We start from the raw sequence: 22,825 nt of genomic DNA, 5'->3' as shown, positions 1-22,825 counted from the left end.
ATGAACAATTTAGAAGATTTAGAAAAAAAAATAAATTCAGAATTGACAACTAAAATCAATAGTACTGAAATAAAACACAATCAGATATACATTGAAATAGATAAAGAAGATATAATTGATGTAACTCTTTTCTTAAAGACAAATCAAGAAACTAAATTTAGACAACTAATTGATGTAACTGTTGTTGATTATCCAGAGAATGCTCAAAGATTTAAAATGGTTTATCTATTTTTAAGTCATGAATTTAATCAAAGAATTATTTTAACTTATTTAATAAATGAAAATGAGGTAATTCCATCATTAACAAGTATATTTCCAGCTGCTAATTGGATGGAAAGGGAGGTTTTTGATATGTATGGCGTGTCATTTCAAGATCATCCAGATCTAAGAAGAATTTTAACTGATTATGGTTTTGAGGGCCATCCTTTAAGAAAAGATTTTCCACTTACTGGTCACACAGAAGTTAGATATAGCGAAGATCAAAAAAAAGTTATCAGTGAGCCTGTCAAATTGGAACAAAATTATAGAAATTTTGATTACGAAAGTCCTTGGGAGGGAACAAAATATATCAAGGAAGAAATAGATAATAATGACAAAAAAAATTAAAAATCTTAATTTAAATTTTGGGCCTCAGCACCCAGCTGCTCATGGTGTGTTAAGATTGATTTTGGAGCTTGATGGTGAAGTTGTTGAAAAAGCTGACCCACATATAGGATTGCTTCATAGAGGTACTGAAAAGTTAATTGAAAACAAAACTTATATGCAAGCAGTACCTTATTTTGATAGATTAGATTATGTTGCACCCATGAACCAAGAGCACGCATTTGCTCTAGCAGTTGAAAAAATATTAGATATCGATGTACCAATCAGAGCTCAATATATAAGAGTAATTTTTTGTGAGATAGGTAGAATTTTAAGTCATATTTTAAATGTTACTACACAAGCACTTGATGTAGGTGCTCTTACGCCTTCATTATGGGGGTTTGAAGAAAGAGAAACATTGATGACTTTTTATGAAAGAGCCTCAGGATCAAGACTTCATGCAAATTATTTTAGAGCAGGCGGAGTTCATCAAGATTTACCTCGAGGACTTGAGGAGGATATAGAAAAATTTTGTGAAACATTCCCAAAAATTATTGATGATCTTGAAAGTTTATTAACTGACAATAGAATTTTTAAACAAAGGAATGTGGATATAGGAATTGTATCGAAACAAGATGCATTAGATTATTCTTTTTCAGGAGTAATGGTTAGAGGTTCTGGAGTTCCATGGGATTTAAGAAAATCACAACCATATGATTGTTATGATCAACTTGATTTTAAAATTCCTGTTGGAAAAAATGGAGATTGTTATGATCGATATTTATGTAGAATTGAAGAAATGAAAGAGAGTGTTTCTATAATAAAACAATGTCTTTCAAAAATAGAAAAAGGACCAATTAAATCTTTAGATGGAAAAATAAGCCCACCACCCAAAAAAGATCTTAAACAATCTATGGAAGCATTAATTCATCACTTTAAACTTTTCACAGAGGGTTATAGAGTTCCAAAAGATGAAATTTATACTGCTGTTGAAGCACCAAAAGGTGAGTTTGGTGTTTATTTAATTTCTGATGGTTCAAGCAAACCCTATAAGTGTAAAATTAGAGCACCAGGATTTTCACACCTTCAGTCAATGGATTATCTAATAAAAGGCCATATGTTAGCTGATGTACCTGCTGTATTAGGTTCAATGGATATAGTTTTTGGAGAAGTAGATAGATGAGTTTAAGAAGACCAGCAAAAGATCAGCCAGAAACTTTCGAGTTTAACCCTTCATCTTTAGAAGCTGCAAAAACTATTGTTTCCAAATACCCTGAAGGAAAACAGCAAAGTGCTGTCATGGCTTTACTTTACATAGCTCAGAGACAAAATAATAATTGGATACCATTAGCTGCCATGAAGTATATCGCTAAATTTTTAGAGATGCCTTACATCAAAGTTTATGAGGTTGCTACTTTTTACACAATGTACAATTTATCTCCTGTTGGAAAATTTTTTGTACAAGTTTGCACTACTACTCCATGCATGATTAGAGGAGCAAACAAACTAGTTGAAGCATGCAAAGAAAAAATTTCAGAAAACGAGTCAGAATTATCAAGTGGCAAGAGTTGTTCATGGATGGAAGTTGAATGCCTAGGAGCTTGTGTTAACGCCCCAATGATGCAAATTAATGATGATTATTACGAAGATCTTGATAAAGAAAAAACTTTAGAAATTTTAGAAAAAATTTTAAGTGGTGAAACACCAAAACCAGGATCCTATAGAGGTCGTGTGAATAACGAACCTGAAAATAACAGAAAAACACTTATGGATTTAAAAAATGCTTAAAGATAAAGATAGAATTTTTCAAAACCTATATAATGATTTAGGTTCAGATGTCTCTTCATCTCAAAAAAGAGGCGATTGGGTTAATACTAAAGATTTAACGGACAAAGGAAGAGATTGGATTATCAATGAAATTAAATCTTCAGAATTAAGAGGTAGGGGTGGTGCTGGATTTCCAACAGGATTGAAGTGGTCTTTTGCTCCTAAGGAAATTGGGTCAAGACCTCATTATTTAGTAATTAATGGAGATGAATCTGAGCCTGGAACTTGTAAGGATAGAGATATTTTAAGATTTGAGCCACATAAACTGATTGAGGGCTGTCTTATTGCCTCGTATGCAGTTCAAGCACATGTTTGTTATATTTATATCAGAGGTGAATATTTTGTTGATGGTCAAAAACTTCAAGCAGCAATAGATGAGGCCTATGAAAAAAAATTACTTGGTAAAAATGCTGCTGGTACAGGTTGGGATTTAGATATTTATATTCATTATGGTGCAGGAGCTTATATTTGTGGTGAGGAAACAGCTTTACTAGAAAGTATTGAGGGAAAAAAAGGTCAACCAAGATTAAAACCGCCATTTCCAGCTTTAATTGGTTTATATGGATGTCCAACAATTATTAATAATGTTGAAACTATAGCCGTTGTTCCAACTATTCTTAGAAGAGGTGGTAAATGGTTTGCTTCACTTGGTAGAGAAAAAAATACGGGGACTAAAATTTTTTGTATTTCAGGAAATGTAAACAATCCATGCAATGTTGAAGAAGAAATGAACATACCATTAAAAGAATTAATAGAGACTCATGCTGGTGGAGTAATTGGAGGTTGGAACAATCTACAAGCTGTAATTCCTGGGGGTTCTTCAATGCCATTAATACCTAAAGAAAAATGTGAAACATTAACTATGGATTTCGATTCTTTAATGGCTGAAAAAAGTGGATTAGGAACTGCTGGAATAGTTGTTATTAATAAAGATCAAGACATCATTAAATGTATGGCAAGAATTGCTAGATTTTATAAACATGAAAGTTGTGGTCAATGCACACCTTGTAGAGAAGGATCTGGATGGATGTGGCGTATGTTAGAACGTATGGCAAAAGGTGAGGCAACCAAAGATGAAGTTGATATGTTAGGTGATGTCACCAATCAAATTGCAGGTCATACCATTTGTGCTTTTGGTGAAGGTTCTTCATGGCCTGTACAGGGTCTTTTAAGGCACTTTAAAAAAGAAATAGAAGAAAGAAATAATTTGGACCCTGTATATGAGAAAAAAAATGATATCCCATATTTAGTAGATCAACACTTATTGGACAAAAAAAATGCTTAAATTAAAAGTTAACAATATTGATGTAGAAGTTGAAGAAGGTTTAACTGTTCTTCAAGCATGTGAAAAAGCTGGAGTTGAAATTCCAAGGTTTTGTTATCATGAAAAACTTTCAATAGCAGGAAATTGCAGAATGTGTTTAGTTGAGATGGAAAAGTCTCCTAAACCGGTTGCTTCATGTGCAATGCCTGCAGCAGAAGGTATGAATATTAAGACAAATACAGCATTTGTAGAAAAAGCAAGAAAAGGTGTAATGGAATTTTTACTTGCTAATCATCCATTAGATTGCCCTGTTTGCGATCAAGGTGGAGAATGTGATCTTCAGGATCAATCAATGTTTTACGGTGTAGATAAATCGAGATTTAAAGAAAACAAAAGAGCAGTTCCTGAAAAAAACATGGGTCCCTTAATTAAAACTCAAATGACTAGATGTATACATTGTACTCGTTGTGTAAGATTTGCAACCGAAGTTGCAGGAGTTCCAGAATTAGGTGCAATTGGCAGAGGTGAAGACATGCAAATTACAACCTATTTAGAACAATCAATGCAATCAGAGCTATCAGCCAATGTAGTAGATTTATGTCCTGTAGGAGCACTAACATCAAAACCATATGTATTTGAAGCAAGACCTTGGGAACTTAAAAAGACAGAGACTGTAGATGTTATGGATGCTATTGGATCGAATATAAGAGTTGATACTTATGATTGGGAAGTAAAAAGAGTATTGCCAATTATAAACGAAGATATTAATGAAGAATGGATCTCTGATAAAACAAGATATGCTTGTGATGGGTTGCTAAATCAAAGATTAGACACACCTTTTATAAAATATAATGGTAAATTTGAAAAAGCTTCCTGGGAAGAAGTTTACAAAATTATAAAGTCTAAATTTGAAAATACATCTAAAGAAAAAGTGTGTGGTTTTGTTGGGGATCTTACCAATATGGAAACTGGATATATTTTCAAAGAATTTTTTGATCGAACTTTAAAATCGCAAAATTATGAATCTAGATCAGATAATCGATTTTTGGATACCAAGAAAAGAGAAAATTACCTATTTAACTCAACCATAAATGGCATTGAAGTGTCTGATTTAATTTTTTTAATTGGAACTAATCCTAGATATGAAGCAACAATCTTAAATGCAAGAATAAGAAAATCTTATTTAAATAATAATACTAAAATTATTTCACTAAATGATTTAGGAGATTTAACTTATCCCTATGAATGTTTGGATGGAAAGACAAAAACATTAAAAGATATTTTTGATGGCAATCATGAAATTTCTAAAAAAATAATAGATGCAAATAACCCAATGATTATAATGGGTAAGTCATTATTAAATTTAGCCTCATCTAAATATTTCTTTGATAGTATTAAAAACTTTCTCACGCAAAATAAAAAGATTAGTGAGGAATGGAATTCTTTTAATATTTTATCATGTGATGCATCAACGGTAGGAAATTATGATCTTGGAATAATAAATGAAAGTAATAATTTATTAGAAGATTTGCAAAATCATAAATTTGATATTGTATATTTGATAGGTCAAGACAATTTGAATTTTGACAAGAAAGATGAATTTATTATTTATCAAGGCAGTCATGGAGATAAAGGTGCTGAAATAGCTGATATTATTTTACCAGGCTCTGCTTACACTGAACAAGACGGATATTTTACCAATTTAGAGGGTAAACTTCAAAAAGCATACAAAGCCTCGTATCCACCAGGAGATGCAAAAGAAGATTGGCAGATAATTAATGAACTTGCTGAACTTATGAATAATAGAAAATTGTTTAACGATAAGGAAGAATTAGAAAGCAGCATGCTAAATCATCTAAATTTGCAGAAAGAAAAACAAATTAACGAAGAAGATAAAGTGAATAAAATTGATGAAAATGAATTTCAAGATGAAGTTTTGAAAGTTAATGTTAAAGATTATTACTTTTCTAATGTTGTAGCTAGATCTTCTAAAACTATGATTGAATGTAATAATTCAAAAATAAATTTAAAATCTACGGGTACTGAAGGCTAACATGGAATATTTAAATATTGTTTTTCAAGAAGTTTATAAAATATTATTTTTATTAGTCCCGGTCCTTGTATCTGTTGCTATGATAGTTTGGCTTGATAGAAGAGTTTGGGCTTTTGTCCAAAAAAGACAAGGTCCTAATGTAGTTGGACCATTTGGTTTACTTCAATCACTTGCTGACGCGTTAAAATATATTTTTAAAGAAATCATTATTCCTTCTAGTTCAAATAAAGTAATTTTTATTTTAGCCCCAATTGTTACTATGACTTTAGCATTAATTTCTTGGGCTGTGATACCATTTAGCGCAACACAGGTTTTAGCTGATATAAATGTTGGTATCTTATATTTATTTGCAGTTTCTTCATTAGGTGTTTACGGAATTATTATGGGTGGTTGGGCGTCAAACTCAAAATATCCATTTCTTGGCGCTATAAGATCTGCCGCTCAAATGGTTTCATATGAGGTTTCTATAGGTGTTATTATTATCAACGTTTTACTTTGTGTGGGGTCATTAAATCTAAATGATATAGTTGAGGCTCAGCAAAACATGTGGTTTGTCATTCCATTATTTCCAATGTTTGTAATTTTCTTCATTTCAGCTTTAGCAGAAACAAACAGACCACCGTTTGATTTACCCGAAGCTGAGGCAGAATTAGTTGCTGGTTATCAAACTGAATATTCAGGGATGATGTACGCTATGTTTTGGTTAGGGGAGTATGCCAATATACTGTTAATGTGTGCAATGGGAGCCATTTTGTTTTTAGGTGGATGGATTTCTCCAATAAATATTTATCCATTTACATTAGTTCCGGGTGCTATTTGGCTTATCTTAAAAATATTATTTTTATTCATTTTATTTGCTTTGGTTAAAGCTATCGTTCCTCGATATAGATATGATCAGCTAATGAGACTTGGATGGAAAGTCTTCTTACCTTTATCTTTAACTTGGGTAGTGCTAACTGCTAGTTACTTATTTTATTTCAACCTATTACCAACTAATTAATTATGAAATTATCAAGATTTTTTAAAACAATATTTATGACAGACTTTGTTGGAGGTTTGTTAATAGCTATTAAAGAATTATTTAAGTCTAAGAAAACTATCAATTATCCGTTTGAAAAGGGTAAAATAAGCCCTCGTTTTAGAGGAGAACACGCCTTAAGAAGATATCCTGACGGGGAAGAAAGATGTATTGCTTGTAAATTATGTGAAGCCGTATGTCCAGCACAAGCAATCACAATTGAATCTGCTGCAAGAGAAGATGGTAGTCGAAAAACAACTAGATACGATATCGATATGATGAAATGTATTTATTGCGGTTTATGTGAAGAAGCTTGTCCAGTTGATGCAATTGTTCAGGGTCCAAATTTTGAATTTTCTACTGAAACAAGAGAAGAGCTTTATTACACAAAAGAAAAACTTTTAGATAACGGAGATAGATGGGAAAATATTTTAGCAGCAAACATTAAAGCTGATAACCCATATAGATAAATCCATGATAGCTCATTCAATATTTTTTTATACATTTTCAATCATAGCTGTCGTTTCAGCAATTATGGTTACAGTATCTAAAAATACAGTTCATTCTGTTTTTTTCCTTATTTTAGATTTTATTAGCATCTCATGCCTTTTTATTATGATAGGGGCCGAATTTTTGGGAATGATAATGCTAATTGTTTATGTTGGTGCGGTAGCAGTATTGTTTTTGTTTGTGGTGATGATGTTAAATGTTGCCCAACAAAAAAACCAATGGTTTGCTTCTAAAGAGAGTTCCGGACATATTCCAGTTGGATTAATCATAAGCACAATAATATTTTTTGAATTGATAATTGTTATAGGTGGATGGAAATATAAACCTGATTTATTTGATATAAATAATTCAGTTAATAATTTTAGTGTAAGCAATACCCATTCATTAGGACAAGTGCTTTATACTGATTACATTCATGTATTCCAATTAAGTGGAATGATTTTATTGGTAGCTATGATTGGAGCTATTGTTTTAACATTTAGAAAACGTTCTGGAGTTAAAACTCAAAGTTATTTAAAACAAATTTCTAGAGAAAGATCAGAAGGTGTTGAAGTTTTACAAGTTGAAAATAATAAAGGGGTTAAAATTGATGACTGAAATTGGTTTAGGACATTATTTAACTTTAGGCGCAGTCATTTTTTCAATAGGTATTATTGGTATCTTTCTTAATAGAAAAAATATTATTGTTATATTAATGAGCATAGAGTTAATTTTACTTGCGGTTAACATAAATTTAGTTGCCTTTTCGATTTTCTTAGGAGATCTTACTGGTCAAGTATTTACTTTATTTATTTTAACAGTGGCAGCCGCTGAAGCTGCAATCGGACTAGCAATTATTGTAGTTTATTACCGTAATTCTGGAACTATCAGAGTTGAAGAAATTGATAAATTAAAAGGTTAATTATGGAAATTTCAATTTTATTTCTTCCTCTTATAGCGTCAATTATTTCGGGCTTTTTTGGAAAATATATTGGCGATAGAAACTCTGAAATAGTTACTAGCGCCCTTGTTTCAATTTCTGCACTTTTATCAATCTCAGTATTATATCAAGTAATTATAAATCAATATGAAGAAAATATTGTTATTGCCACTTGGATTAATTCAGGATCGTTAGATGTTAATTGGTCGATGCTAATTGATCCATTATCGGCCGTAATGTTAGTTGTGGTTACGTCTGTTTCTTCTTTAGTGCATATCTACTCAATTGGCTACATGTCTCACGATCCTCATAAGCCAAGATTCATGGCGTATCTATCACTATTTACTTTTGCAATGTTGATGTTGGTCACTTCAGATAATTTTATTCAACTATTTTTTGGTTGGGAAGGTGTTGGACTTTGTTCATATTTTTTAATTGGTTTCTGGTTTAAAAAGGAGAGTGCTAACGCTGCTGCAATTAAAGCTTTTGTTGTTAATAGAGTGGGGGACTTTGGTTTTGCCTTAGGAATTTTTTTAATATTCTATTTATTTGGAACTGTTAATTATTCAGAAGTGTTCCAACAAATTCCAACAGTCATTGATAAAAATTTATCATTTTTAGGTTTTGAAGTTAAAGCTATAGATTTAATTTGTTTATTATTATTTATAGGTGCGATGGGCAAATCAGCTCAAATTTTGCTTCACACGTGGTTGCCAGATGCAATGGAGGGACCAACACCTGTTTCTGCATTAATTCATGCTGCTACTATGGTAACCGCAGGTGTGTTTTTAGTTGTTAGATGTTCGCCCATTTACGAATATTCACCTTTAATATTGAACGTAGTAACAATTGTTGGAATGACAACAGCTTTTTTTGCTGCGACAGTTGCTTTAGTTCAAACTGATATAAAAAAAATTATTGCATACTCAACTTGCAGTCAGCTTGGTTATATGTTTTTTGCAGCTGGTGTAGGAGCTTACAATGTTGCAATGTTTCACTTATTTACACATGCATTTTTTAAAGCTTTATTGTTTTTAGGATCTGGTTCTGTAATTCATGCATTTAAAGATGAGCAAGACATAAATAATATGGGAGGTGTATGGAAGAAGCTTCCTTACACTTATGCTTTAATGATTATTGGAACTTTAGCATTAACTGGCTTTCCTTTTCTTTCAGGTTTTTATTCTAAAGATGCAATTATTGAATTTGCATATTTAAAAGGAAACACTACTGGATATTACGCAGCAGGAATTGGAATTTTTACAGCCTTTTTAACTTCAATATATTCATGGAGATTAATTTTTAAAACATTTCATGGTTCATATAATAATAAAGATGTAAAAATTGAAGAGACACACGAGTCTCCTTTAGTGATGTTGATACCATTAGTATTATTATCTATTGGAGCTATTTTTGCAGGTTTTCTTTTTAAAGATCTTTTTATTGGTCATGGTGGAGAAAATTTATTTTGGGCAGAGTCTATAAAATTTTTAGAACCGTTAAGTACAGAGCATCCTCCAACATGGTTTTTATTACTGACGCCTTGCCTGGTGTTATTGTCTATTCCAATTGCTTATTATTTATTTGTTAAAAATAAAGAATTACCTAACGCAATAGCCAATATGAATAGGCCTTTATACAAGTTTTTAGTTAATAAATGGTATTTTGATGAATTATATGAAATCATTTTCATTAATCCTTCAAAAAAATTAGGTATATTTTTTTGGAAGTTTTGTGATGGAAAAATAATTGATGGTTTTGGACCAGATGGAATTTCATCGTTTATTAAAAAATGTTCAATCAAAGCTAATAAGTTTCAAAGCGGCTTTATTTACCAGTATGCCTTTGTTATGTTGTTAGGCTTTTCAGCTTTATTAACCTTTTTAATAGTTAAATAATGAACTTTCCAATTCTTTCATCTTTAATTCTATTACCAACAATTGGTGCTCTTTTTTTATTTTTTACAAAGGATAAAGAAGGAAATAATTTAACAGCTAAATATGTTTCTTTATTTACATCAGTTGTAAATTTCTTAATTTCTATTTATCTATGGGTCTCTTTTGATCAATCAACATCTAATTTTCAATTTATTGAAGACAGAACATGGATTGAAGGTTTCATAAATTATAAAGTAGGAGTTGATGGAATTTCGATTTTATTTATCATATTAACAACATTTATAACTCCGCTATGCATCATTTCAGTTAATAATTCAGTTAAGACAAGATTAAGAGATTTTTTAATAGCCATATTAATTATGGAAAGTTTTATGATAGGAGTTTTTTGTGCTCTTGATTTAGTCGTCTTCTATCTATTTTTTGAAGCTGGATTAATTCCAATGTTTTTAATTATTGGTATTTGGGGTGGGCCCAAAAGAGTATATTCAGCATTTAAATTCTTTTTATATACACTCCTAGGATCTGTATTAATGCTAGTTGCAATCATTTCAATTTATTGGATTTCAGGTACTACTGATGTAATTAAACTTTACGAACTTGGGATAGATGCAAAGTATCAAAATTTATTATGGCTAGCTTTTTTTAGTTCATTTGCCGTTAAAACACCTATGTGGCCAGTTCATACTTGGCTACCTGATGCACACGTTGAAGCTCCAACTGCAGGATCAGTTTTGCTGGCTGCAATATTGCTTAAAATGGCTGGATATGGATTTATCCGATTTTCATTAGGACTTTTTCCAATCGCCTCAGAAATATTTACACCTTTAATTTATACTTTAAGTGTAATAGCAATAATTCTCACATCATTAATTGCTTTGATGCAAGAAGATATGAAAAAGCTTATTGCTTATTCTTCTGTTGCTCACATGGGCTTTGTAACTTTAGGAATTTTTACCATTCAACAACAAGGAATTGAGGGAAGTATAATTCAAATGATTAGTCACGGATTAGTTTCTGCTGCTCTATTTTTATGTGTGGGTGTAGTTTATGATAGAATGCATTCAAGAATGATAAGTGCTTATGGCGGGATAGTTACAATCATTCCAAAGTATTCGATTTTGTTCATGTTATTTACTCTTGCGGCACTTGGCTTACCCGGAACTAGTGGTTTTATTGGTGAGTTTTTAATTTTAATGGGCGTATTTAAGGATAATTTCTTAGTAGCTGTTTTAGCAAGTTTAGGTGTAATTCTTGGAGCTGCTTATATGTTGTGGCTTTATAAAAGAGTCGTCTTTGGAAAGTTAGTGAACGAAGATCTTAAATCTATGATTGACCTAAATAAATCGGAATACTTTATTTTAGCTTGTTTAGCTGTTCCCACATTATTTTTTGGATTTTATCCTGAACCATTAATTAATACTATTGAAGTTTCAGTAAAAGACTTAATTAATATGTATAATTTAAATTTAATGGATAAATAAATGGAAAATCTTAATTTAGTATTACCAGAAATATTTATCTCACTATCAATTATGTTTTTATTGGTTTTGGGTGTGTTTAAAAATGATAGTTCAAAAATTACTTTTAATATCTCTTTATTAGTTCTTTTAATTGCATCGATAATTACTCTTAATGAAACGTTTAGTATTGATCGTGTAACTTTGTTCAATAACAGTGTTGTTATTGATCATATGTCGTCATTAATGAAAATTATAACATTAATTGGTGCTTTTTTAGTTTTAGTTATCTCATCAGCTTATCTTAAATCATTTAAAATTTTTAAAATTGAATATCCAGTTTTAATATTAAGCTCAGTTCTAGGTATGATGGTAATGATTAGTTCAAATGATTTAATGTTATTTTATATGGGTCTAGAATTACAATCTCTAGCACTATATGTGTTAGCTACTTTTAATAGAGATCAATTAAAATCATCTGAGGCAGGTTTAAAGTATTTTGTTTTAAGTGCATTATCATCAGGGTTACTCCTATATGGCTGCTCATTAGTTTATGGGTTTTCAGGATCAACAAATTTTAATGTTATTTCAAGTCAGCTAAATTCAAATGAATATGTTTTAACTTTTGGAATTGTATTTATTCTTGTAGGCCTAGCATTTAAAATTTCAGCTGTACCATTCCATATGTGGGCACCTGATGTTTATGAAGGGTCGCCAACCACAGTTACTTTATTTTTTACGATGGTACCTAAAATTGCAGCATTAACGGTCTTTATAAGATTTTTATATGTTCCTTTTTTAAATTTAATTGACCAATGGCAAATGATTATAGTTTTTTTATCAATAGCTTCTATGCTTTTTGGTGCCATAGCAGCGATAGGTCAAACTAATATTAAAAGACTAGTAGCTTATAGTTCAATTGGACATATAGGATATACTTTAGCAGGTTTGGCAACGGGTTCTAACGAGGGGATTTAAAGTTCAATAATTTACATATCAATATATGTGATCATGAACTTAGCTTTATTTTCTTGTTTGTTAATGTTGAAAAGAAATAATCAATATTATGAAGATATAGATGATCTGTCTGGTTTATCTAAAAACCACCCTTTATTATCTTTGTCTTTACTGGTTATATTATTTTCTTTAGCAGGAATTCCTCCATTAGCTGGTTTTTTTGCAAAATTTTATATTTTTAAAGCGGTTATAGAACAATCAATGTATTTCTTGGCAATCGTAGGTTTGTTATCAACTGTTATTGCTGCATTTTATTATTTAAGAATTATAAAAATAATATACTTCGATAAAGAAAAAGAAAAATTTGATGAAGACCATAGTCTTTGGTTAAAATTTTCTCTTACATTTTCTACATTATTAATTCTTTTATACTTCATTTTCCCAAGTCAACTGATTGATGTGGTATCAAGAATTAATATTATTTGATGAGACTCAAAAAATTTAAATTTAAAAAAGTTAATAGCACAAATAATACAGCAATTAGAATTATTAAAAATTCTAATTTTAAATTTGGTATGGTTACTGCTGACACACAATTAAGTGGTAAGGGTCAATATGGAAAAAAGTGGATTTCTAATAAAGGAAACTTATTTGTAAGTTTTTTTCATGAGATTAAAAATATCAATGTATCTCTTTCCAATCTTACAAAAATAAACTGCTTGTTAGTTAAAAAGACTATAGAAAAATATTATAAAAAAAAAATATTATTTAAAGAACCAAACGATTTATTAATTGATAAAAAAAAAATTAGTGGAATTTTACAAGAAATAATCTCTGTTTCGGGAAATAAATTTTTGATAGTGGGAATAGGTGTTAATTTAATCAAAAGTCCTAAAATTAAGAATTACCCAACAACAAATTTATCTGAATTGATTAATAAACCTATAAATAAGATTAATTTTGAAAATGAATTGAAAGTAATTTTTGTAAAAAATTTATCAAGAATGTATAAAATTAAAAATAAAGTTAATAAAAAATAAATGCATATACTAGGTGATATTGGAAACACAGATACTAAACTTTGTTTAGTTTCTACAAAACATAAAATAATTAAAAAAATAACTTTTCCATCTAAAAATTTAAATCAAAAAAAATTAAGCAAATATTTTAGTTTACTTAAACCTAATTACCAAAAAATTAATAAAATTTTATTTTGTAGCGTTGTACCAAAATCCTTTTATTTAATTAAGAAATTTCTCTCTAAAAAAACTAAAATTAATTGTTATGAAGTAAAAAATTTAAATTTAAAATCTTTAATTAAAATAAAAGTTAATTATAAACAAGTTGGTTCTGACAGAATAACTAATGCAATAAGTCTGATTAATAACAAAAATAATTTTATCATCCTTGATTTTGGAACAGCCACAACATTTGATGTATTGATAAAAGATACTTACTCTGGAGGAATTATTGCTCCTGGTATTAGACTGTCTTTAGATACTTTATCTGACAAAGCATCACTAATTCCTAAAATTAATCTTAAAATGATTAATAATGTCATAGGAAATGACACTGTATCAGCAGTTAGATCTGGTTTTTTTTGGGGTTATGCAGGTTTAATTGACAATATTATTAAATTAATTAAGAAAGAAACTAGAAAGTCTTTTAAAGTAATAATAACTGGAGGATTTTCTAATTTATTTAAAAAATCAATAAATACGAAAGTTTATCACAACAAAGACATTACAATTAACGGTCTAATCAAAATTTCAAATTTAATTAAATAACATGAAAGATGAATTATTATTTTGTCCACTAGGTGGATCTGGTGAAATAGGCATGAACATGAATTTGTTTGCTTATGGTAAGCCAGGTGAACACAAATGGATAATGGTTGATATAGGCGTTACCTTTGCTGATGATACACTACCAGGTATTGATTTAATCTATCCTGATCCAGGATTTATAGTTGATAAAAGAGAAGATCTTTTGGGAATTGTTTTAACTCATGCTCATGAAGATCATATTGGTGCTATAGCACATCTGTGGCCACAACTTGAATGCAAAATATATGCTACTCCATTCACAGCTGTTCTTATTAAAGAAAAATTTAAAGAAAAACACATTGATATAACCAAGCATCTTAAAATAGTACAATTAAATGGAACGATTAATTTAGATCCTTTTAAAATTGAATACATAACATTAACTCACTCAATTCTAGAACCAAATGGCTTAAGAATAGAAACACCAGCTGGGGTAATTTTACATACAGGAGATTGGAAGATTGATCCTGAACCTTTAATTGGAGGAAATATTAATTCCAATAGATTAAAGGAAATAGGCAACGAAGGTGTTTTGGCAATGATATGTGACTCAACAAATGTTTTTAGCTTGGGTAAAGCTGGCTCAGAATTAGATGTTAGAAAGAGCATGCTAAATATTATGAGTGGTTTAAAAAAAAGAATAATTATTGCTTCTTTTGCATCAAATGTTGCTAGATTAGAAACTGCTTTTTATTGTGCAGAAAAAACTGGCAGACAAATATCTTTAGTTGGTAGGTCAATGCACAGAATATTTAAGGCAGCTCGACAATGTGGTTATTTAAAAGATGTTATTGAACCAATTGATCCACGTGAGGCAAAAAATATTTCAAGAGAAAAAATAGTTTACCTTTGCACTGGCAGCCAAGGTGAGCCAATGGCAGCACTAATGAGAATTGCAAAATACACACATCCAGACGTATTTATTGAAAAAGATGATACTGTCATATTTTCATCTAAAATTATTCCTGGTAATGAAAAAAAATTATATAATTTACAAAATCAATTAGTTAAAGATGGGATTGAGGTAATATCTGAAGAAAATGAATTTGTTCATGTATCAGGACATCCAAATAGAGATGATTTAAGAGAAATGTATGATTGGGTAAAACCAAAATGTGTTATTCCTGTTCATGGTGAATACAGGCATATGATTGAGCACATCAAATTTGCAAAAGAAATGAATGTTCCAAACCCTGTGCAAGTAGAAAATGGTGATATTGTTAAGTTATATCCAGGAAAACCTGAGGTGTATGATAAAGCACCTAGTGGTAGACTTTATGTAGATGGAAATATTAGTGTAGTGGAAGATGCCCAATCTATTAAAGATAGAAAAAATTTAAGTGCAAATGGATATATTGAAGCAACTATACTAATTACGCCAAAAGGTAATATTCACAAAAGACCAGTTTTAACTTTTAGGGGTATTCCAGTTGATGATACTGAAGAATTTGTATACGGGTTAGAGGATGCGATCGAAGAAATTACTAGAACCTTTAAACTAGGAAGTAAACAACAAGAACATAATCTAATTGATGCACTCAAGATTGCTTGTAGAAAATTTTCAAAAGAAAAAACTGGAAAAAAACCTTTTACAAATATTAATTTAATAAGAATTTAATGAGTGTTACCGGTTTAGCAATAATTTATATAATCATATGGTGGATTGTTTTTTTTGCTATTCTTCCAATTGATGTAAATAGATTAAAAACAGTTAAAATAGAAGGTGAAGATCCCGGATCACCAGAAAATCCTAAAATGCTTAAAAAATTCTTATATTGTACTGGAATTACAACAGTTATTTTTATTATAATTTATCTATTAATTAAATTTGAATATTTAAATTTAAGAAATATTATTAATTAAGATGCTTTTATCAAAATCTTTTATTCCAATATTAAAAAATAACCCCTCAGAGGCTAAAATAAAATCTCATCAGTTAATGCTGAGAGTAGGAATGATTAAACAAGCATCTGCTGGTATTTACTCATGGCTTCCACTTGGTTTTAAAGTGATGAAAAAAATAGAAACCATTGTTAGACAAGAACAAGATAAAATTGGTGCACAAGAAATTTTAATGCCAACAATTCAATCAAGTGAAATTTGGAAAGAAAGTGGCAGATATGATGATTATGGAGAAGAAATGCTCCGAATTAAAGATCGTCAGAATAGAGAAATGCTTTATGGACCAACTAATGAAGAACAAGTAACTGAAATTTTTAGATCATCATTTAAATCTTATAAATCATTACCTCAACTCCTTTATCATATTCAATGGAAATTTAGGGATGAGATTAGACCTCGATTTGGAATTATGAGAGGTAGAGAATTTTATATGAAAGATGCATATTCATTCGATGTTACAGATGAAGATGCATTTTATTCTTATAACAAATTTTTTTTATCTTACTTAAGAACTTTCAAAAGATTATCTTTAACAGCTATACCAATGGCTGCTGACACTGGCCCCATAGGTGGAAATTTATCACATGAGTTCATAATTTTAGCAGATACAGGTGAAAGTAAAATTTTTACAGATAAACGTATTTTTGACTTAACTAGTGAAGGTACTAATTTAGAAAAATCTTCATTAGAACAAATGCGTAAAAAATACGAACAGTTTTATTCAGTGACTGATGAAAAATTTAATAAAGATGAATTTGAAAAAATAGTTTTAGAAGAAAATAGATTAATTACAAAAGGTATTGAAGTAGGACACATTTTTTATTTCGGTGATAAATATTCAAAAGCTATGGACGCTGCAGTTGATCTACCAGGAGGTAAAAAAGATTTTGTTAAAATGGGGTCTTATGGGATTGGTGTATCAAGATTAGTAGGTGCTATTATTGAAGCTAAATATGATGAAAAAAATGAAATCATGAAATGGCCATTGTCTGTTGCTCCATATGATATCGCGCTTATTCCAATGATAAACAAAAATGATGCTTCAACTCTTGAAAAAGCTAACAATATAAACTCTGAACTAATTAAAAATAATATAGAAGCTATCATTGACGATACAGATGAAAACTATTCATCAAAAATTAAAAAAATGAATTTAATTGGAGCTCCATATCAAGTTGTTATTGGAAAGAAATCTGAGGGTGATCTCTTAGAATTTAAAGAAACAGGTGGCGAAACTCAGAATTTGAGTTTAGATAAAATAATAGAAATTATAACAAAACAAAAAGTTTCAAATTGATTTCTACGTTAGAAAAAGAAATTACTTTTAGATTTTTAAAGGCTAGAAAAAAAGACGGCTTTTTAAATGTTATATCTATTTTTTCCTTTATAGGTATTAGCCTTGGTGTTGCAGTTTTAATAATTGTCATGTCTGTTATGAATGGATTTAGGACAGAGTTAATAAATAAGATAGTAGGATTTAATTCACATATAACTGTAAAATCTTACGATAATAACGGAATTAAAAGAGATAAATTAGATAATAATAATTTAAAACTTATTAGTAAAAATTTAATTTTTAGCAACTCAGGTGAAGCTATTATTTTAAAAAATAATACTTCAAAAGGAATAGTTTTAAGAGGCTATCAATCTGAAGAATTTTCTAAATTATCAATAATTCAAAATGACAAATTTCAAGGCAAAAGTTCTATCTTAGGTAAAAATTCTATCTCTATAGGTAACGAACTAAGTTTTAGTTTAGATCTAAAATTGGGAGACAAAATTACTCTTATGTCACCATCAGGAGTGGAAACAATTATTGGAAGTATGCCAAAACAAAAAACTTTTGAGGTAACATCAATTTTTAATAGTGGATTGGCAGATTTTGATAACAATATAGCTCTGATTAATTTAGATACATTAGATGATTTTTTTGGTTATGAAAAAAAAGAAAGAAATTTAGAAATTTATTTAAAAGATCCAAAAAAAATTGAAAAACAAAAACAAACAGTTCAAAAAATTTTTGATCAAGAGTTTATTTATACATGGGCTGATATGAATAGTTCTTTGTTTTCGGCGTTAAAAGTTGAAAGAAATGTAATGTTTATCATATTATCTTTAATAATTATTGTTGCTGCATTCAATATTATATCTGGATTAACTATTTTAGTAAAAAACAAAACAAGGGATATTGCAATTTTAAAATCAATTGGTGTTTTAAATAAATCAATTATTAAGATATTTTTTTTAATTGGTATCATAATTGGAGCTTCAGCAACTATTTTTGGTATTATTTTAGGTGTCACATTTTCTTTATACATAGAAAATTTTAGACAGTTTTTAAGTTCAACATTTAATATTAGTTTATTTCCAGAGGAAATTTATTTTTTAAGTACTATGCCTTCAGAGATTGATCCATCCTCAATATTACTGGTCTCAATCTGTTCAATATTAATAACAATTATTGTTTCAATATTTCCTGCATTTAAAGCTGCAAATTTAGATCCAATAAAAGCATTAAAATATGAATAGTTTCTTGCAATTAAAAAATATTTCCAAACATTTTAATACTGATAAGAAAATTAAAGTTTTAAAAAACTTATCTTATAATTTTAATAAAGGAAAAATGTATGCATTGATGGGTCCATCTGGATCTGGAAAATCAACATTGCTTAATTTAATATCTTTAATCGATAGACCTAGTCTTGGTTCTATTCAATTTAATGAAAATATAATTAATTTTGACAATAACAAAAAGAATGATTTATTTAGGGCTAAGAATATTGGTATAGTTTATCAACAAAACAATCTGCTTCCTGATTTTACTGCTTTGGAAAATGTTTATTTGGCAAACTTATCTATAGATAATGACAGAGAAGCAGCCAGTACTAAAGCAAAAGCTTTATTAAAAAAAATAGGATTATCAAATAGATTAAATCATTTCCCCTCACAACTATCTGGTGGTGAGTGCCAGCGTATATCAATTGCAAGAGCAATTATTAACGATCCTGAAATAATACTTGCGGACGAACCCACAGGAAGTTTAGACTTAAATACTGCTAAGGAAATATTTCAACTTTTAAATAATCAAAAAAGTCCAAATAGACTTATTATATTTGCAACCCATAATAGATTTTTTGCAAATAAGGCAGATTGCCTTTTGGAGATGACAAATGGTAGTGTAAAAACTATTAATGTCTGAGTCATCAACTCAAAATTTTAACCATCTAAAAATTCATTCACAATACTCCATTTGTGAAGGAGCTGTAAAAATAGATGATTTACAAGATTTTTCAAAATCAAATAAAATAAAATCATTAGGCCTATGTGATACCTCAAATTTGTGTGGTGCATTAGAATTTGCAGAAAAAATTTCTAAAGTTGGGACGCAACCAGTCATCGGTACTCAAATTAATTTTAAATATGGTGACTGCATAGGCTTATTACCTTTGTTTGCACTTAATGAAGAAGGATATAAAAGAATAATTAAATTATCATCAATTTCGTTTCTTGAAAATGATGAATTATCAGATCCACACGTTGATTTTAAAGAATTATTAGAAGACAACACTGGTGTTGCTATTTTTTCAGGAACTATTTTTGGTTTTTTTGGTGAATTATTTAATAAAGGAAAATTTAGTGAACTTCTTGATTTATATAAAAAGCTTAAATTAAATTTTGGTGATCGTTTTTATTTAGAAATTCAAAGACATAATGATCAAAATGAGTCAGGTTTTGAAAAATTTAACCTAAATAAATCTTTAGAATTAGAAATTCCAATAATTGCAACCAATGAAGTTTTCTATTTAGATAAAGACATGCATGAAGCGCATGATGCACTTATTTGCATTGGTAACAAAACGTATGTTAATGAAAAATCAAGAATTAAATTAAGTAACGAACATTATTTAAAAAATAATTTGGAAATGACTGAATTGTTTGCAGATTTACCAGAAGCTTTAGAAAATAATTATAATTTTCCCTTAAGATGTAATTTTAGACCGTTATTTTCAAATCCAATTTTGCCAAATATTAGTTCTGAAAAAGATGGTAATGCAGATGATAAATTGAAAAAAGATTCTCTGCATGGATTAAGAATTAAATTTGATAAAGTTTTTGGTACCAAAGCAAATGATCTTGAAAATAACAAAAAATACTTAGATTATAAAGATAGATTGGAGCATGAATTATCTATTATAATTGAAATGAAATATTCTAGTTATTTTCTCATCGTATCTGATTATATAAAGTGGGCAAAAAATAATGATATCCCAGTTGGTCCTGGTAGAGGTTCAGGAGCTGGATCTTTAGTTGCATGGTGTTTGTCAATTACCGATGTTGATCCAATTAAATTTAATTTAATTTTTGAAAGATTTTTAAATCCTGATCGTATCTCGATGCCAGATTTTGACATAGATTTTTGTGAGGATAAAAGGGATTTAGTTTTTGAATATTTAACAAAAAAATATCCAGATAGCGTCGCTCACATCATTACGTTTGGTAAATTAAAAGCAAGAATGGTAATTAGAGATGTCGGTAGAGTCTTGGGTCTACCTTATGGTTTTGTTGATGGTATTTCTAAAATGATACCATTTGACCCCTCAAGACCACAAAGTTTATCTCAATGTATTGCTGGCGAACCTAGATTGCAAAAACTCGTAAATGAGGATCCTAGAGTAAAAAAATTAACTGATCTTTCATTAAAACTTGAAGGATTAAATCGAAATGTAGCAACCCATGCTGCTGGTGTTGTTATAGCCGATAAAAAACTTACTGAAGTAGTGCCTTTATATAAAGATGTCTCTGCAGATTTGTTATTACCATCTACTCAATTCGACATGTATTCTGCCGAAAATGCAGGGTTAGTAAAATTTGATTTTTTAGGATTAAAAACACTAACTGTTATTAATAATACTCAAAAACTAGTTAAAAAAATTGATAAAGACTTTGACATCGAAAATATTAGTTACGAGGATCAAAAAGTATTTGATCTATTATCAAGTGGTAATACTGTCGGATTGTTCCAGGTTGAAAGTGCTGGAATGAGAGAGGCACTTATTCAGATGAAACCTAATCATATTGAAGATATTATTGCTTTAGTTGCTCTTTATCGACCTGGTCCAATGAGCAATATTCCAACTTATAATGACTGTAAACATGGGAGACAAACTCCAGATTATCTTCATCCATTATTAGAAGACATTCTTAAACCAACATATGGTGTAATTATTTACCAAGAACAAGTAATGCAAATAGCTCAAAAATTATCTGGGTTTACTGCTGGTCAAGCTGACCTTCTTAGAAGAGCGATGGGAAAAAAGAAAAGAGCAGAATTAGAAAAACAAAAACAAGGTTTCATTACAGGAGCTTTAAAAAATGGAATAGCTAAAGATGTTGCAGCAGGAATTTTTTTAAAGATAGAACCTTTTGCAGAATATGGTTTTAACAAAAGTCACGCAGCAGCTTATGCAATAATATCTTATCAAACAGCTTTTTTAAAAACTTATTACCCTAAAGAATTTATTGCAGCATCAATGACGATGGATATATCAAATCAAAACAAGTTGAGTGAATTTTATGAAGAACTGAAAAGATTAAATGTTGATATTGTGAGACCTGATATTAATGAGTGTTATGCAGGTTTTAAGACAATTGATAATAAATTTTATTATGCTTTAGGTGGAATTAAAGCTGTTGGATATGAAGCTATTTCTAATGTTATTAAGGAAAGAACTGAGAATGGAAAATTTCAATCTATAAATGATTTTTTAAATAGGGTTAATCCTAAAGATATGAATAAATTACAGTTAGAAGGCTTAGTTAAAGCAGGAGCCTTTGACAGTATAAATAAAAATCGCCAATCACTTTTTGACTCCATACCAAATTTTATTCTCAAAACTAAAAATATATTTGAAAATAAATCTGCAAATCAAATTGATTTATTTTCTGAAGATGAAGCCTCAGAAAATAATATCGTTAATGACATAGAAGATTGGAAATTTGAAGAACGTCTATCTAAAGAATTTGAAGCAGTTGGTTTTTTTATTTCAGATCATCCTTTGAATCAATTTACAGAAATTTTTGATGATTATAAGATTATTGAATATTCTAATTTTAATTCTAATGATGATGTAAGAGAAGCAAATATTGCTGCAACTTTGTTAAAAGTTCAAGAGAGAAAAACTGCAAAAGGTAATTCATACGCTGTATTAAAGTTAACAGATCTAAGTAGTGTTTTTGAAATATTTATTTTTTCAGATATTCTTGAATTAAACCGAGAAATTTTAAAAGAAGGAAGTTCTTTATTATTAACTTTAGTTAAAAGTATATCAAATGATGAAAATAGATTTAAAAGAATCAATGTACAAAAAATAGGGTCTTTGATGGACCTTTTTAACAGTCCAATTAAAGAAGTTTCTTTTGATGTAAATTCTAATGAAAACTTAGATACTATTTCAAAATCTCTTACTGAAGATGGCAAAACCGAGGTTCATTTAAATATTTCTTTTGACGATAAAACTTTGAAATTTAAACTCAAAAATACAAGGAATCTTGGCCGAAAATCATTAAATCTTTTAAGAAAAAGGGAAATTTCAAGTGTTATAAACTAAATAA

General features: G+C 29.3%; 19 protein-coding genes and 1 pseudogene. All 20 read left to right on the top strand.

Annotated elements, in window-relative coordinates; all coding sequences use genetic code 11:
• The 20 genes and pseudogenes from ACIJYF_RS04070 to dnaE all read left to right on the top strand — a co-directional run bounded on the left by ACIJYF_RS04070 (nucleotide 1) and on the right by dnaE (nucleotide 22,821).
• Complete coding sequence (locus tag ACIJYF_RS04070; RefSeq protein ID WP_435115323.1) at nucleotides 1–606, top strand: NADH-quinone oxidoreductase subunit C; 606 nt, start codon at nucleotides 1–3, stop codon at nucleotides 604–606.
• Nucleotides 590–1,765 carry an NADH-quinone oxidoreductase subunit D gene (locus ACIJYF_RS04065; protein WP_435115320.1) on the top strand — a complete coding sequence of 392 codons (1,176 nt, stop codon included), beginning with the start codon at nucleotides 590–592 and terminating at the stop codon, nucleotides 1,763–1,765. The genes ACIJYF_RS04070 and ACIJYF_RS04065 overlap by 17 nt, the downstream gene beginning before the upstream one ends.
• Nucleotides 1,762–2,370, top strand: coding sequence for an NADH-quinone oxidoreductase subunit NuoE (nuoE, locus tag ACIJYF_RS04060; protein WP_435115318.1), 609 nt, complete (start codon nucleotides 1,762–1,764; stop codon nucleotides 2,368–2,370). Before ACIJYF_RS04065 ends, nuoE begins: the two co-directional genes overlap by 4 nt.
• Nucleotides 2,363–3,694 carry an NADH-quinone oxidoreductase subunit NuoF gene (nuoF, locus tag ACIJYF_RS04055; protein ID WP_435115316.1) on the top strand — a complete coding sequence of 444 codons (1,332 nt, stop codon included), beginning with the start codon at nucleotides 2,363–2,365 and terminating at the stop codon, nucleotides 3,692–3,694. The genes nuoE and nuoF overlap by 8 nt, the downstream gene beginning before the upstream one ends.
• On the top strand, nucleotides 3,687–5,726 hold the full coding sequence (gene nuoG, locus ACIJYF_RS04050; RefSeq protein ID WP_435115314.1) for an NADH-quinone oxidoreductase subunit NuoG: 2,040 nt from the start codon (nucleotides 3,687–3,689) through the stop codon (nucleotides 5,724–5,726). The genes nuoF and nuoG overlap by 8 nt, the downstream gene beginning before the upstream one ends.
• A 1-nt stretch (nucleotide 5,727) precedes the next feature.
• Nucleotides 5,728–6,726, top strand: a complete 999-nt coding sequence (gene nuoH / locus ACIJYF_RS04045) for an NADH-quinone oxidoreductase subunit NuoH (RefSeq protein WP_435115312.1) — start codon at nucleotides 5,728–5,730, stop codon at nucleotides 6,724–6,726.
• A gap of 2 nt (nucleotides 6,727–6,728) precedes the next feature.
• Nucleotides 6,729–7,214 (top strand): NADH-quinone oxidoreductase subunit NuoI, encoded by a 486-nt coding sequence (gene nuoI, locus ACIJYF_RS04040; RefSeq protein WP_435115310.1) that lies wholly within the window; start codon nucleotides 6,729–6,731, stop codon nucleotides 7,212–7,214.
• Nucleotides 7,215–7,218: 4 nt separating this feature from the next.
• Nucleotides 7,219–7,851 (top strand): NADH-quinone oxidoreductase subunit J, encoded by a 633-nt coding sequence (locus ACIJYF_RS04035; RefSeq protein ID WP_435115307.1) that lies wholly within the window; start codon nucleotides 7,219–7,221, stop codon nucleotides 7,849–7,851.
• Nucleotides 7,844–8,155, top strand: a complete 312-nt coding sequence (nuoK, locus tag ACIJYF_RS04030; RefSeq protein WP_271507758.1) for an NADH-quinone oxidoreductase subunit NuoK — start codon at nucleotides 7,844–7,846, stop codon at nucleotides 8,153–8,155. The genes ACIJYF_RS04035 and nuoK overlap by 8 nt, the downstream gene beginning before the upstream one ends.
• A 2-nt stretch (nucleotides 8,156–8,157) precedes the next feature.
• Nucleotides 8,158–10,071, top strand: a complete 1,914-nt coding sequence (nuoL, locus tag ACIJYF_RS04025; RefSeq protein WP_435115305.1) for an NADH-quinone oxidoreductase subunit L — start codon at nucleotides 8,158–8,160, stop codon at nucleotides 10,069–10,071.
• A complete protein-coding gene (locus ACIJYF_RS04020) occupies nucleotides 10,071–11,552 on the top strand; it encodes an NADH-quinone oxidoreductase subunit M (protein ID WP_435115303.1) in 1,482 nt (493 codons plus the stop codon). Before nuoL ends, ACIJYF_RS04020 begins: the two co-directional genes overlap by 1 nt.
• Nucleotides 11,553–12,971 (top strand): annotated as a pseudogene (gene nuoN / locus ACIJYF_RS04015) (NADH-quinone oxidoreductase subunit NuoN).
• Nucleotides 12,971–13,525, top strand: a complete 555-nt coding sequence (locus ACIJYF_RS04010) for a biotin--[acetyl-CoA-carboxylase] ligase (protein WP_435115301.1) — start codon at nucleotides 12,971–12,973, stop codon at nucleotides 13,523–13,525. The pseudogene nuoN and the gene ACIJYF_RS04010 overlap by 1 nt, the downstream one beginning before the upstream one ends.
• Nucleotides 13,526–14,272 carry a type III pantothenate kinase gene (locus ACIJYF_RS04005; RefSeq protein WP_435115299.1) on the top strand — a complete coding sequence of 249 codons (747 nt, stop codon included), beginning with the start codon at nucleotides 13,526–13,528 and terminating at the stop codon, nucleotides 14,270–14,272.
• A 1-nt stretch (nucleotide 14,273) separates the two neighbouring features.
• Nucleotides 14,274–15,929 carry a ribonuclease J gene (locus tag ACIJYF_RS04000; RefSeq protein WP_435115297.1) on the top strand — a complete coding sequence of 552 codons (1,656 nt, stop codon included), beginning with the start codon at nucleotides 14,274–14,276 and terminating at the stop codon, nucleotides 15,927–15,929.
• Nucleotides 15,929–16,174, top strand: coding sequence for a DUF1467 family protein (locus ACIJYF_RS03995; protein WP_023648618.1), 246 nt, complete (start codon nucleotides 15,929–15,931; stop codon nucleotides 16,172–16,174). Before ACIJYF_RS04000 ends, ACIJYF_RS03995 begins: the two co-directional genes overlap by 1 nt.
• Before the next feature lies 1 nt (nucleotide 16,175).
• Nucleotides 16,176–17,510 carry a proline--tRNA ligase gene (gene proS / locus ACIJYF_RS03990; RefSeq protein ID WP_435115295.1) on the top strand — a complete coding sequence of 445 codons (1,335 nt, stop codon included), beginning with the start codon at nucleotides 16,176–16,178 and terminating at the stop codon, nucleotides 17,508–17,510.
• A complete protein-coding gene (locus ACIJYF_RS03985) occupies nucleotides 17,507–18,742 on the top strand; it encodes a lipoprotein-releasing ABC transporter permease subunit (protein ID WP_435115293.1) in 1,236 nt (411 codons plus the stop codon). The genes proS and ACIJYF_RS03985 overlap by 4 nt, the downstream gene beginning before the upstream one ends.
• Complete coding sequence (locus ACIJYF_RS03980; RefSeq protein WP_435115290.1) at nucleotides 18,735–19,412, top strand: ABC transporter ATP-binding protein; 678 nt, start codon at nucleotides 18,735–18,737, stop codon at nucleotides 19,410–19,412. The genes ACIJYF_RS03985 and ACIJYF_RS03980 overlap by 8 nt, the downstream gene beginning before the upstream one ends.
• A complete protein-coding gene (gene dnaE / locus ACIJYF_RS03975) occupies nucleotides 19,405–22,821 on the top strand; it encodes a DNA polymerase III subunit alpha (RefSeq protein WP_435115288.1) in 3,417 nt (1,138 codons plus the stop codon). Before ACIJYF_RS03980 ends, dnaE begins: the two co-directional genes overlap by 8 nt.
• Nucleotides 22,822–22,825 lie beyond the last annotated feature (4 nt).

This window comes from Candidatus Pelagibacter bacterium nBUS_49 (assembly GCF_051200925.1).
Lineage (GTDB): Bacteria > Pseudomonadota > Alphaproteobacteria > Pelagibacterales > Pelagibacteraceae > Pelagibacter.
Note: the sequence above shows the minus strand (reverse complement) of the source record. Positions and strands in the feature narration are given on the sequence as shown.